Here is a 13,012-nt window from a genome sequence, read left to right as displayed (position 1 = left end):
CGGTGCTCGTGGTGACGAGCGGCCTTGACCGTAGACAGGTGATCGGCGGAATTTCAAAGACGATCAGGGCTTCTGAGACTCATCCCACACTTTCACCAAACCGGACATTCGGCGTAAAGTGGGGCGCCAACTCCCGCTGTCAGTCGTCCTTTTCGCCCGTGACTTTCAGGGTCTGACCGGCGGTGATGTGATTCGGATCGGCACCTACGACGTTCTTGTTGCCGTCGTAGAGCGCATGCCATCCGCCATGGACGCCAAGAGAGTCGGCGATGGAGCAGAGGGTGTCGCCCTCGCGGACGGTGTAGGTGTCCGGCCCCCGGCCGGCGTGACGGCCGGATCCGCCGGCGTTCTGACCGTTTGCGGCACTTTCGTCCGCACTGCCGCCGCGGTGACGTCCGCCACTGCTGAGCCCGCCGGTGTCGACGAGGCTCCAGGAACCGGTGGACTGACGGGAGTTGCCCGGGTCCTCGACGCCGGGGGTCTGCGTGGACGAGGTGTCGCCCCCCTGCCGGTCTCCGTCTCCGGTCGAGCCGGACTTGTCACCCTTGTCGGACTTGGGGGTGCTGGTACCGGAGGGGCCGTCGGTCGCATCCGGAGTCCCGGTGGCACCGCCCGTGCCCGGGCTCGCGCCCGGCGTGGCGGTCGAGCCGGACGAGGAGGGGCCCGAGGAATCGGAGGAGCCCGGACCGGAAGCGTCCGAGCCGGTGCCGGAGTTGGAATCGGAGCCGGAACCCGAGTCCGAGCGCGAGTCCGAGCCCGCACGGGAGTCGGAGCGGGAGTCGGAGTCGTGGCCGGAACCGGAATCAGAGCCGGAGCCGGAGCCGGAACCGGAATCCGGCGAGGAGGAATCCGACAGACCGGACGAGTCGGAGTCGTCGGCGGAGCCGGACCCGTCGCCAGGCCTGTTCGAGTCGCCGGAGCCGCCGAGGCCGGTGTCGACATCGACCGAACCGGAGTGGGAGGTCAGACCGGCGGTCAGGGCACAGGTGGCCCAGGGCTTGGTGCCCTGGCCGGCGAGGATCTTCTCGGCGACGGCTATCTGCTGGGAACGGCTGGCCTGATCGGCGCTCTGGGCATACTGCATGCCGCCGTAGTTGTCCCAGTCGTCCTGCGAGATCTGCAGGCCGCCGTAGTAGCCGTTGCCACTGTTCGCGCTCCAGGAGCCGCCGCTCTCACATTCGGCGACCTTGTCCCAGGTCGTGCCGTCGGCGGCGTTGGCGCTCGCGGCGCCGAGCAGCGGGATGGCGATGGCGGAGCCGGTCACTCCGGCCGCGACGAGGAGGGCCGGAGCCTGACGGGGGCGACGGTGACGACCGTTCCCGGGGAGCATACGGAAGCCTTTCGTGCGACAGCGGAACCGGCGTGGCGGCGGATACCACTCGCCACACTGATGGGTGAACGTATCGGCAGACGATCACTTGTCACAAGTTAATGCCGCGCAGATCACGTGAAGATCACAGAGTTGAACCTGCTTCGTACGCGTCCTTCGTACGCGTCCTTCCTCAGCCGGCCGGAGTGAACTCCACGGGCAGGGTGCGCAGGCCGCGCATGATGAGCCCGCCGCGCCAGCGCAGCTCGGCCGGGTCGGCGGCGAGCCGCAGGTCGGGCAGGCGGGTGAGCAGGGTGGTGAGCGCGGCCTGGCCCTCCAGCCGGGCGAGCGGGGCGCCGAGGCAGTAGTGGATGCCGTGGCCGTAGCCGAGGTGCTGGTTGTCTCGTCGGGCGAGGTCCAGCACGTCCGGTTCGGCGAACCGCTCCGGATCCCGGTCGGCGGCCGCGAGCACCACGAGCACCGGATCCCCGGGGGCGATGTCCTGCCCGCCGATGGTGAGCGGCTCGGTGGCGAAGCGCCAGGTGGCCAGCTCCACCGGGCCGTCATAGCGCAGGAGTTCCTCCACCCCGGTCTCCAGCAGGTCCCGCTGCCCGCCGGCCAGGGACCGCTGGAGCCGTTCCCGCTGCTCGGGGTGGGTGAGCAGGGCGTAGGTGCCGTTGCCGATGAGGTTGACGGTCGTCTCGAAGCCGGCGAACAGCAGGATGAACGCCATCGCGGCCGCCTCGTTCTCGGTGAGGTGCTCGCCGTGGTCGGAGGCGCGGATCAGGCCGGAGATGAGGTCCTCGCCGGGCGCGGGCTCGGCGGGCAGCGCCTCGCGCTTCCTGTGGATCAGCTCCGCGAGGTAGCCGCGCATCTTCTTCACGGAGCGTGCGACTCCGCCGCGCGGGCCTCCGCCGTGCCGGATCATCATGCCCGCCCAGTCCCGGAAGTCGTCCTGGTCCTCACGCGGGACGCCGAGCATGTCGCAGATCGCGTAGATGGGCAGCGGGAAGGCGAACTCGTGGATGAGGTCGGCCGAGCCCCTCTGCGCGAACCCGTCGATGAGGTGGTCGGTCAGCTCCTGCACCCGGGGAGCGAACTCGGCGACCCGGCGCGGGGTGAACGCCTTGCTGACCAGCCGGCGCAGCCGGGTGTGGTCCGGCGGGTCGATGTTCAGCAGATGGGTCATCAGCTCGGCCTTGCGCTCGCCGGGGATGCCGGTCTTGCCCTTGGCGTGCGCCGGCTCGTCGTGATGCGCCGGATTCTTGCTCAGCCGCTGGTCGGCGAGGGCCTGCTTGGCATCGGCGTACCGGGTGACCAGCCACGCCTCGACCCCGCTGGGCAACCGCGTCCGGTGCACCGGCGCATGCTCGCGCAGCCAGGCGTAGGCCGGGTAGGGGTCGGTGGCGAACTCCCACGTGAAGAGGGCGGGGGCGGGCTCCGCGCCGGAGCCGGCGGCACTGGCGGCTCCGGCGGCTCCGGCGGCGGTCGGGGGGTGGTGCTGGTCGGTCACCCCCCGACGGTATCCGGGCGCAGGCACCGCTCCTCCTCCGGTGCCGCGTCCTTGATGGCGTCCGCCTGCTCCGGTGCCGCGTCCTCCGTCCAGTCCGCCCGGTCGGTCGGTGCCGCCTCCCGTCTGTCGTCCGCCTACCGCCTAGTCCGATGCTCTTTCCTCCGCGGCCCGGGTCCGCTCCGGTGATCCGGCGCGGGCGGCCTCCGTCTGGCGTATCGCTTCCCGGTACACCCGGGTCGCCGCTCGCAGCGCGGTCTCCGGGTCGATGCCGGCCGCCTCGGCGCGGACCGCCAGGGCGAGCAGTTCGTAGCCGATGTCCTCGCCGTGCGGCAGGGGGACGTCCAGGCCCGCCGTACGGGCGCGGGAGGCGAGCTTGGCGGCGAGGGCCAGGCCGGGCTGGCCCACCGGGACGCCGTCCGTGACCGAGGTGCGCTGCTTCTCCTCGGCCTTGGTGCGCAGCCAGTGCTCCTTGACGTCCTCGGGCGTCTCGGCCTTCTCGTCGCCGAAGACGTGCGGATGGCGGTGGACGAGCTTGGCGACGATGCCGCCGGCCACGTCGTCCACGGAGAACGGCGCCTGCGGGTGCTCCTCGGCGATCCGGGAGTGGAAGACGACCTGCAGCAGGACGTCGCCCAGCTCTTCGCGCAGTTCCTCGCGGTCGCCGGTCTCGATCGCCTCGACCAGCTCGTAGGCCTCCTCGATGCCGTACTTGGCGAGGCCCTCGTGGGTCTGCCGGGAGGACCAGGGGCATTCGGCGCGGATGCGGTCCATGACCTGCACGAGGTCCAGCAGTCGGGCGCCCGGCAGGTCGTACGAGGCCGGCAGCAGCTCCAGCTCCGGCATGGCGACCCGGCCGGAGCCGGCCAGCCGGGCCAGGCCGTCGGTGAGCGCGGGCTCTCCCTCGCCCGTGGCCACGACCACCACCGTCCGCCCGCCGGCGCAGGCGTCGACCAGCTCCTGCGCGGTGGGGGACGCCTCCCGCACCACTGTCCCGGCCTCACGCAGATACGGCAGCTGCGGATGCGCTCCGTCGGCGCACAGCACGGCGTCGGCGGAGCGCAGGGCCTGCCAGGCGGGCCAGGACAGCAGGCCGGGGGCGACGCGGTGGCTGGTGGTGAGCAGGACGATGCGACCGCGGTCGGCGGCAGGGGCGAGGTCGGAGCTGGATGCGTTCACGATCCGAACGTAACCCACGGCGGGAGGGGACGGATTCGGTTATCCACAGGGCGGAGAGGATCGTGTGATCGTATGACCGATGCCTGCCCGGTCGCTCGTCACGCGGTCGCCGGCTGTCCGCCCGTCGCGCCCGTCGTGACCTCCCGTACCCAGGGCGTCTGGGTGTCCACGCGGCTGCTCTTCTGCACGTCCCAGGCGCCGTAGCGCGGGTTGAGGTCGACGCGGAGTTCCTGGGACGCCTTGGACAGCGCCTTCCAGAAGGCGGGCTGGCTGGTGTCGGTGCCGAGCTTCTTGGCCAGCTTCTGCGCCTCCAGCTGGAGCTGGAGGTTCTCGTCGAGGTGGGCCGGGGCGATGCCGTACTTCTGCAGCCAGGCCGTCTCCAGCCCCTTGGCGCCGCCGGCCTGCTGCTCCAGGCCCGTGCGCAGCTGCTGGACCTCCTTGCGAGTCACCGTGACACCGGCGTCCTGCGCGGCGCGGTGCAGTACCCGGTCGAGGACCAGGTTGTGCAGGGTGTCGCGGGTGAGGCTGCTGGTGGAGGCGAGGACCTGTGCGTACTGGGTCTCGTCCGGCACCGCGGCCCGCTGCGCCGTGCGGATCTCGTCGACCCGGCTCTGCAGCTGGGCGACGGTGATCCGCTGCCCTCCGACGACGGCCGCGGCGCCCGGGTGCGCGTCATGTCCGCAGGCGGTCAGCAGGGGTGCCGCGGCGGCGATCGCGGCGGTGAGGACGAGCGCGGTGCGACGGCGGCGGTGCAAGGGAACCTCCAAGGGGAGATTGTGCGACGGTGCACAAAGTCTTGCGGTGATCGATGGTAGGCAGTGGGCAGCCTGCGGCCAACCCATTCGACCAACGATTCGCACGCGCTTCGGGCACCGTCGCTCCCCCGGGCGGCCGTCGGTCGGGTGCGGGCCGGGTGCCGGGCCGCGGCGGCGCCGTGGATGTCGTACGGCGGGCGGCCGCGCCAGGCTTTGGGGCGACGGCGGATCTAACCGCGCACCTGTCCGAGCCATTGCAGGGTGCGCCGGATCTCCATGGCCATCGGATAGCCGGGTCCGTGCAGCCGTTCCACGTCCATCAGCAGCCGCGCGAGGGTGTCGTGGGCGGAGGGCCGGTCGCCGACGGCGAGCAGCAGATGGCCGATGCGCCGGCGGACATCGTGGGCGAGCTGCGGGTCGCCGGAGACGTACTGGTTCTCGTAGTACGGCAGCAGCGCGCGGTACTCGGCGAGCGCCGCGGCCGGTTCGCCCAGCTGCTCCAGGCACTGTGCGGCCTCGTAGCGGTAGCGCAGGGACTGCGGGTCGGCCTGGCCGGCCTCGGCGGCGCGTTCGTCGGCGAGCCGGCGCAGTTCGGGCAGCGCGCGCCGGTACTGGCCGTCGTCCATGAGGGTGGCCGCGTACTGCTTGCGCAGGGTGCGCACCACCGGGGAGTGCTCGCCGTGCTGTTCGGCGGCGGTGGGCAGGATCGCGCCCAGGATGTCCACGGCCTGGGTGATGCGCCCTTCTCCCAGCAGTCGCTTGACCTCGTCCACGGCCGCGGCGACATCGGGCTTCCCGGCCGGCGGCTGCGCCGGCGTGACGGGGGCGGGCTGGGGCGCGGGGGTCCGCGCGCGATCCGGCCAGGGGGCGTGCGGGCGCAGGAAGGGGCGTGTGGGGTCCAGAGGCGCCCCGGTGGGCGTCCCGCGCCCGGGCAGGAGCAGCGCCAGGTCCTCGTACACCTCCTGCGCGGAGGCCGGACGGTGCTGGGGGTCCTTGGCGAGCAGACGCAGCACGAGCCGCTCCAGTGCCTCGGGGACCTCGGGACGGATCCGGCGCACCGGCTGCGGGGGCTCGTACAGATGCCGGTGCAGCACACCGAGCGCCGTGGAGCCCGCGAACGGCACGTCGCCGCTGAGCAGTTCGTGCATCAGCACCCCGAGCGCGTACAGGTCGGTGTACGGGCCGACCGCGCCGCCCATCGCCTGCTCCGGCGCCATATAGGCGGGTGATCCGATCGGGGAGCCGGTGTGGGTGAGGCGCGTGGTGTCGGTGTCCATCACCGAGGCCACGCCCAGGTCGAGCACGGTGAGCGTGCCGTCCTGCTTCACCATCACATTGCGCGGCTTGAGGTCGCGGTGGACGATCGGCACGGCGTGCACGGCGCTCAGCACGGCGCACAGTTGCGCGGCGACCGCCACCGCCCAGGGCCACGGGTACGGGTCGTGCTCGGCGAGATGGCCGGAGAGGTCGGCGCCGTCGACGTACTGCATGACGAGGAACAGCTCCTCGCCCTCGCTGCCGGCGTCGTGCACGGTCACCAGACCGGGGTGATCGACCTGCGCGGTCACCCGGCACTCGCGCAGGAAGCGGCGGCGCAGTTCGTCCGCCTCCTGGCCCGCCACCTTGTCGGGGCGCAGCAGTTTCACCGCGACACGCCGGTCCAGCCGCCGGTCGTACGCCGTCCACACCTGGCCCATGCCGCCCTGTCCGATGAGCGTGGACAGTTCGTACCGGCCGCCGATGACACGTCCCGCCGCCACGCTCACCTTCCGCCCTCATGGCTGTCGTGCCGGCCGTCGTGCTTGCGCAGGTAGTCGCTCAACTCGTCCAGTTCGGCACGCACCTGCTCGATGTGCGTGGGCGCCGGGCGCTGCGGCGGCTGGGGCACGACCGGGCGCGGCACCGGGGGCGGGGTGCGCGGACCGACCTGCATGGGCGGCGTGGTCGGTACGGTCGCCGCGGCGTACGGGCTCATGGGGGCGGGATAGGCGTACCCGGCCTGTGCCTGCGCCGTCCGCTGCGCCTCGTACGCCTGCCGCTGGTGCGCGGCGTGGCGGATGTCCGCGGTGAGGTAGTACGCGATCGTGGCCACGAACGTGAAGAGCAGCAGGAACAGCCCGAAGTAGCCGGCCGGGGTGTGGACTTCGTCGCCGGATTCGGTGCCCATCAGCACCAGGCTGAGAATGTCGGCGGCCAGCGCGGCGAAGAACAGACCCCAGTCCACCGACCGTCGCGTGACGATCGCCAGCCGCAGCAGCAGCACCCAGACCAGGAGGCCGATACTGAAGATCCCGATCGCCACGAACAGCACACGCAGCAGAACCAGCCACGCGGTGTGCGGCGGCTGCTTCACCGGCTGTCCGTAGCCGAGGCCTTGCATGGCTGCTCCTGATGCCTGATATGGGCGCGCTTGTCCGCCCGGCGCTCCGAAGGGCGGACAACGCCGGTCGTGTGATTGTCGCTTCGAGCATATGACCCGGCACGGACAAGCGTCCCGGTTGTACCGAACCGTTGTCCGGCTCACGCGCGCGACAGGCGGCCGACCGGCTGCCGTTGAGTGTGTGACAGCCGCCATCCGGCGCTCAGTCGGGCGCCACCGTACCGTCGGCGAGACCGTCGTACATCCCGCGCACGAGCGGCGCCTGGCGAAACGGCGGCACGCTGCTCGCGGCCCGTTCCGGCGATGCCGTGGTCACCGTGCTGTCCACGGCGGGCAGCGACAACGGTGCCGCCTCCGCGAAGAAGGTCACGACGCGGATCCTGGCTTGTCTGGCGGACATGAGGCCCGCCTGATCCTGGAAGGACCGCGCCGTACGACGGTCATCCGGTCACAGCGCGTGCCGCATCCATACGTTGGGCTCGACGTAGACGGCGTATCCGCGCTCCGGTTCACAGCGGACCGGGACCAGCGCGCCGGGCACCTCGACGTCCTCGGCGGTGTCGAACGGCAGTCCGGTCCAGCGGCGCCATTCCGCCAGCGAGGCGCCGACGGTCATGGAGGCCGGGGCGATGGAGTCGATGCGGGCGCCGGCGCGGGCGTGCACACGCAGCCACGGATCCTCGGGCAGGCCGTCGGGGCGCACCCGGTGGGCGTACTCGGCGATCGGGGTGTGCGGTTCGCGGTGCTTGGCGCTGGGGCGGACGGGGGCGACGACCTCGCGGAAGCCGCGTGCGTGGGCGCGGGCGCGCATCGCCGAGAGCATGACGGCGGACAGGCCGTGGCCCTGCGCGTGCGGGGCGATGGTGACGGAGATCGCGCTCACGGTGTCCGGGCGGGTACCGCGGCGCAGGTCGGCGAAGGCCCAGAGCAGGATCTGGTCCCAGCCGCGCGCGGGCAGGGTGCGCCGACCGTCGATGTCGAGGGCGAAGGGCACGCTGAAGGCGTGGGCGACGATCTCGCCGCGCTCGTCCTCGGCGAACAGCACGTACTCCGGCAGTTCGCCGGGGATGCGGCCGTAGTGGGCGGTGCCGACGGGGTCGTTGGTCACGAACTCGGGCCATGTGTCGGCCATCTCGAACACCGCCGGCAGCCGGTCGGGCTGCTCGGCGATGCTGCTCACCTTGACGTCCATGACGTTCACCGTAGATGGCGCGCGCCGTCTCCCTTAATGGTTTTCACGGGGTGGCGTGGCGCGCCCGGCAGTGCGCGGGCCGGCCCCCGGCTCAGCGGGCGCGGAAACGCTCCGGCGCCTTGGTCGGGTTGCCGCCCGTGGGGAGCTGCCGGCCGGGGCAGCCGGCGAGCACCTTCTTCATGGCGGCCTTCTCGGCCTCGGTGACCCACAGGCCGTACTTCTTCTTGACGGCGACCTGGGTGGCCACATAGGTGCAGCGGTACTTCCCGTTGGGCGGGAGCCAGGTGGCCGCGTCGCCGTCCCCCTTGCCGCGGTTGGTGCTCGCGTCGACCGCGATGAGGTTCAGGGGGTCGTTGGCCAGGGCTATGCGCTTGCTCGCGTCCCAGTACTCGGCGCCCTTCTGCCAGGCGTCCGAGAGCGGGACGACATGGTCGATGTCGACCTGGCTGGCGCCGCGCCGGTAGGTGATCTCCTTGCCGGAATAGGGGTCGGGCTCAAGCAGGCCGTAGGTGACCTTGCAGGTGCCGCCGGTGACCTTCACGCCCTTCAGGTCGCGCTTGAGTATGTCGTCGCGGGTGTCGCAGGAGTTGGAGTCGGTGTCCGCCCAGGCGGTGCCGAACCGGGCCCGGGAGTAACCGGTCTGCGGGGCACGCCCCTTGACGGTCAGTGAGTCGACGGCGGTCAAGACCGCGCCTCCGCCGCCGGACTGCTCGGGTCCTGCGGACCCCTTGGTCTTGTCCTTGGTGCAGCCGGCCACGGCGACCAGCACGACCACGGCGGCCACCGCCCCGCCCCTCAGACGCGTCACGGTGCGTCCCCCCTCACTCGCCCTGGTCCGCCCTCACACACAGGCGGAATCGTTCCGTCCCTTACGGTAACCGGCCCGAGGCCGACTGCAGATGAGGACCAAAGGGGAGCTTTCGGGCAACGGGTGGTCGAGTTGGGGCATATGGTCCCATGCAGGGGGAGCGCGGCCGGGGGCGGGTGTGCGCCGCCGGCCTTGTGCGCCCCCGCCCCGGCCCCGCCCTACGCCCCTTCAACGGCCCTCTCTACGGACCTTCTCCACGGGCCCTCTTTACGACCCCAGGATCGAGGCGAGGAACTCACCGACCCAGCCCAGGAGTTCGCGGCCGACCAGTGGCTTGCCGCCGACCTTCGCGGTCTTCGGGCGCGGGACCAGCACCTGGTGCGCGGCCGGCTTGATGACCGTGCCCGGGTAGAGCCGTTTGACCCGCAGTTCCTGCGACTCGCGCAACTCCACCGGTGCGAAGCGGATGTTGGTGCCCTGCAGGACGATCTCGCCGACGCCGCAGGCACGCGCGAGCATCCGCAGACCGGCCACCAGCAGCAGGTTCTCCACCGGTTCGGGCAGTTTGCCGTAGCGGTCGGTGAGCTCCTCGCGGACGGCCTTGATGTCCTCCTCGGAGTTCGCGGAGGCGATGGCGCGGTACGCCTGCAGGCGCAGCCGCTCGCCGGGCGCGTAGTCGTGCGGGACGTGCGCGTCGACGGGCAGCTCGATCTTGACCTCGAGCGGCGGCTCCTCCTCGATCTCACCGGTCTCCAGCTGGCGCCGGTAGTCGGCGACGGCCTCGCCGACCATACGGACGTACAGATCGAAGCCGACGCCCGCGATGTGTCCGGACTGCTCGCCGCCCAGCAGGTTTCCGGCGCCGCGGATCTCCAGGTCCTTCATCGCCACGTACATGCCCGCACCCATCTCGGTGTGCTGGGCGATGGTGGCGAGCCGTTCGTGCGCCGTCTCCGTCAGGGGCTTCTCCGGCGGATACAGGAAGTACGCGTACCCGCGCTCGCGGCCTCGGCCGACGCGGCCGCGCAGCTGGTGCAGCTGGGACAGGCCGAAGTTGTCGCCGCGCTCCACGATCAGCGTGTTGGCGTTGGAGATGTCGATGCCGGACTCGACGATCGTGGTCGACACGAGCACGTCGAACTTCTTCTCCCAGAAGTCGACGACCACCTGCTCCAGCGTCGATTCCGACATCTGGCCGTGGGCGGTCGCGATGCGCGCCTCGGGGACGATCTCGCGCAGCCGGGCCGCCGCGCGGTCGATGGACTCGACGCGGTTGTGGATGTAGAAGACCTGGCCCTCGCGCAGCAGTTCACGGCGGATGGCCGCGCCGATCTGCTTCTCCTCGTACGGCCCGACGAAGGTGAGCACCGGGTGGCGCTCCTCCGGGGGCGTGGTGATCGTCGACATCTCGCGGATGCCGGTCACCGCCATCTCCAGGGTGCGGGGAATCGGGGTCGCGGACATGGTCAGCACGTCCACGTTGGCGCGGAGCTTCTTCAGCTGCTCCTTGTGCTCGACGCCGAAGCGCTGCTCCTCGTCGACGATGACCAGGCCCAGGTCCTTGAACTTGGTCTCCGAGGAGAACAGCCGGTGCGTGCCGATGACGACGTCGACCGCGCCCTCCTTGAGGCCCTCCAGGGTCGTCTTCGCCTCCGTGTCGGTCTGGAAGCGGGAGAGCGCCTTCACGCTCACCGGGAACTGCGCGTACCGCTCGGAGAACGTCCCGAAGTGCTGCTGCACCAGCAGCGTCGTCGGCACGAGGACGGCGACCTGTTTGCCGTCCTGTACGGCCTTGAAGGCGGCCCGCACCGCGATCTCGGTCTTGCCGTAGCCGACGTCGCCGCAGACCAGGCGGTCCATGGGGACCGACTTCTCCATGTCCTCCTTGACCTCGGCGATGGTGGTGAGCTGGTCCGGGGTCTCCGCGTAGGGGAAGGCGTCCTCCAGCTCGCGCTGCCAGGGTGTGTCGGCCCCGAAGGAGTGGCCGGGGGCGGCCATGCGGGCGCTGTAGAGCTTGATCAGGTCGGCGGCGATCTCCTTGACGGCCTTCTTGGCGCGCGCCTTGGTCTTCGTCCAGTCCGCGCCGCCGAGCCGGTGCAGGGTGGGGGCCTCGCCGCCGACGTACTTGGTGATCTGCTCCAGCTGGTCGGTCGGGATGTACAGGCGGTCGCCGGGCTGGCCGCGCTTGGCGGGCGCGTACTCGACCACCAGGTACTCGCGGGTGGCGCCCTGGACGGTGCGCTGCACCATCTCGATGTAGCGGCCGACGCCGTGCTGTTCGTGGACGATGTAGTCGCCCGGCTCCAGGGTGAGCGGGTCGATGGTCTTGCGGCGGCGGGCCGGCATCCGGGCGCCCTCGCGGCCGGTCGCGCGCTGGCCGGACAGATCGGTCTCGGTGAGCACGGCGAGCCCCAGCGCCGGGTCGACGAGGCCGTACTCGATCGAGCCGCAGGAGACGTGCACCAGCGACGGGCTCAGTTCGCCGAGGTCGACGTCCAGGCGGGCGGCGATGCCCTCGCCGCCGAGCACCTCCACGGTGCGGGCGGCCGGGCCGTGGCCCTCGGTGACGAACACCGTGCGCCAGCCGTCGGCGAGCCAGCCCTTCGTGTCGGCGAGGGCGCGCGCGGTGTCGCCGCGGTAGGTCTCGGGCGCGTGCATGCCGAGCTTGAGCGTGTCGGCGTCGCCCGCCGCGTCCGCGGCATGTGTAAGCGTTTCGTCGGCGGCGAACGGCGACACGGACCACCACATCATGTCCAGTTCGCGCGCGCGGTCGCGGACTGCGGCGATGGACCACAGGGAGGCCGCGCCGACGTCGATCGGGGCCTCGCCGCCGCCGGCGGTGGCCGCCCAGGAGGCCTGCAGGAACTCCTGGCTGGTGGCGACGAGGTCGGCGGCGCGGGTGCGGACTCGCTCCGGGTCGCAGACGACGGCCATCGCGCCCTTGGGCAGGACGTCGAGGAGCAGCTCCATGTCGTCGACCAGGACGGGGGCGAGGGACTCCATGCCCTCGACCGCGATGCCTTCGGCGATCTTGTTCAGGAGTTCGCCCAGCTCCGGGTGGTCCTCGGCGAGGGCACGCGCGCGTGCGCGGACGTCCGCGGTGAGCAGCAGCTCCCGGCACGGCGGCGCCCACAGGCCGTGCTCGGCGACTTCGAGGGAGCGCTGGTCGGCGACCTTGAAGTAGCGGATCTCCTCGACGTCGTCGCCCCAGAACTCCACCCGCAGGGGGTGTTCCTCGGTGGGCGGGAAGACGTCGAGGATGCCGCCGCGCACGGCGAACTCGCCGCGCTTCTCGACGAGCTCCACGCGCGCGTAGGCGGCGGCCGCGAGGGCTTCCACCACGTCGTTCAGGTCGGCGTTCTGGCCGGTCCTCAAGGACACCGGTTCCAGGTCGCCGAGGCCCTTGACCTGCGGCTGGAGCACGGAGCGCACGGGGGCCACGACGACGGAGACGGGGCCGGTCTCGGGGTCGTCCGGGCGGGGGTGGGCGAGGCGGCGCAGGACGGCGAGGCGGCGGCCGACGGTGTCGCTGCGCGGGCTGAGCCGCTCGTGCGGCAGGGTCTCCCAGGAGGGGTACTCCACGACGCCCTCGGCGGGCAGCAGGGAGCGCAGCGCGGCCGCCAGGTCCTCGGCCTCACGGCCCGTGGCCGTGACCGCGAGCAGCGGGCGGCCCGCCTCGCGGGCGAGGGCGGCGATCGCGAAGGGGCGAGCCGCCGGGGGGCCGACGATGTCGATGTGCATGCGGTTGCCGTCCGCGGCCGCAGTGATCGCTTCCGCGAGGGCGGGGTCCTTGACGACGGCGTCGAGCAGACCGTGCAGGCTCATGGAGAGGCTTTCCGTCCGGGGGGTCGGCAACACGAAGGGCCCGACTCGTGTGAC

Annotated in this window: 10 protein-coding genes; all 10 read right to left on the bottom strand. The window is 71.7% G+C overall.

Translation table 11 applies throughout. The annotated features are described in order from the left end of the window. Positions 1-139 precede the first annotated feature (139 nt). Positions 140-1,330, bottom strand: a complete 1,191-nt coding sequence (locus IE277_RS08490; RefSeq protein WP_189950060.1) for a LysM peptidoglycan-binding domain-containing protein — start codon at positions 1,328-1,330, stop codon at positions 140-142. A 172-nt stretch (positions 1,331-1,502) separates the two neighbouring features. Next, positions 1,503-2,822 carry a cytochrome P450 family protein gene (locus IE277_RS08485; protein ID WP_189950058.1) on the bottom strand — a complete coding sequence of 440 codons (1,320 nt, stop codon included), beginning with the start codon at positions 2,820-2,822 and terminating at the stop codon, positions 1,503-1,505. A 141-nt stretch (positions 2,823-2,963) separates the two neighbouring features. Beyond that, complete coding sequence (locus IE277_RS08480) at positions 2,964-3,998, bottom strand: nucleoside triphosphate pyrophosphohydrolase (protein ID WP_189950056.1); 1,035 nt, start codon at positions 3,996-3,998, stop codon at positions 2,964-2,966. Between the two features lie 98 nt (positions 3,999-4,096). Further along, complete coding sequence (locus IE277_RS08475) at positions 4,097-4,753, bottom strand: SurA N-terminal domain-containing protein (protein WP_189950182.1); 657 nt, start codon at positions 4,751-4,753, stop codon at positions 4,097-4,099. Positions 4,754-4,983: 230 nt separating this feature from the next. Then, complete coding sequence (locus IE277_RS08470; RefSeq protein ID WP_268252262.1) at positions 4,984-6,477, bottom strand: serine/threonine-protein kinase; 1,494 nt, start codon at positions 6,475-6,477, stop codon at positions 4,984-4,986. Between the two features lie 38 nt (positions 6,478-6,515). Next, positions 6,516-7,133 (bottom strand): hypothetical protein, encoded by a 618-nt coding sequence (locus IE277_RS08465; RefSeq protein WP_189950052.1) that lies wholly within the window; start codon positions 7,131-7,133, stop codon positions 6,516-6,518. Positions 7,134-7,335: 202 nt separating this feature from the next. Then, positions 7,336-7,503, bottom strand: coding sequence for a hypothetical protein (locus IE277_RS08460; protein WP_189950050.1), 168 nt, complete (start codon positions 7,501-7,503; stop codon positions 7,336-7,338). A 78-nt stretch (positions 7,504-7,581) separates the two neighbouring features. Beyond that, entirely contained in the window at positions 7,582-8,325 is a 744-nt protein-coding gene (locus IE277_RS08455; RefSeq protein WP_189950048.1) for an N-acetyltransferase, read from the bottom strand. A gap of 91 nt (positions 8,326-8,416) precedes the next feature. Then, complete coding sequence (locus IE277_RS08450) at positions 8,417-9,133, bottom strand: HNH endonuclease family protein (RefSeq protein ID WP_189950046.1); 717 nt, start codon at positions 9,131-9,133, stop codon at positions 8,417-8,419. A 267-nt stretch (positions 9,134-9,400) separates the two neighbouring features. Continuing rightward, positions 9,401-12,958 (bottom strand): transcription-repair coupling factor, encoded by a 3,558-nt coding sequence (gene mfd, locus IE277_RS08445; RefSeq protein ID WP_189950044.1) that lies wholly within the window; start codon positions 12,956-12,958, stop codon positions 9,401-9,403. Positions 12,959-13,012: the final 54 nt, after the last annotated feature.

Origin of the sequence: Streptomyces alanosinicus (assembly GCF_014650595.1) — a bacterium.
In the GTDB taxonomy this organism is placed as follows: domain Bacteria; phylum Actinomycetota; class Actinomycetes; order Streptomycetales; family Streptomycetaceae; genus Streptomyces; species Streptomyces alanosinicus.
This window is presented reverse-complemented; position numbering and strand designations above follow the sequence as displayed.

Bases quoted from the DNA above. Each gene is read 5' to 3' on its own strand.
- IE277_RS08490 (WP_189950060.1), bottom strand. From the start codon at position 1,330: ATGCTCCCCGGGAACGGTCGTCACCGTCGCCCCCGTCAGGCTCCGGCC.
- IE277_RS08465 (WP_189950052.1), bottom strand. From the start codon at position 7,133: ATGCAAGGCCTCGGCTACGGACAGCCGGTGAAGCAGCCGCCGCACACC.
- IE277_RS08455 (WP_189950048.1), bottom strand. From the start codon at position 8,325: ATGGACGTCAAGGTGAGCAGCATCGCCGAGCAGCCCGACCGGCTGCCG.
- mfd (WP_189950044.1), bottom strand. From the start codon at position 12,958: ATGAGCCTGCACGGTCTGCTCGACGCCGTCGTCAAGGACCCCGCCCTC.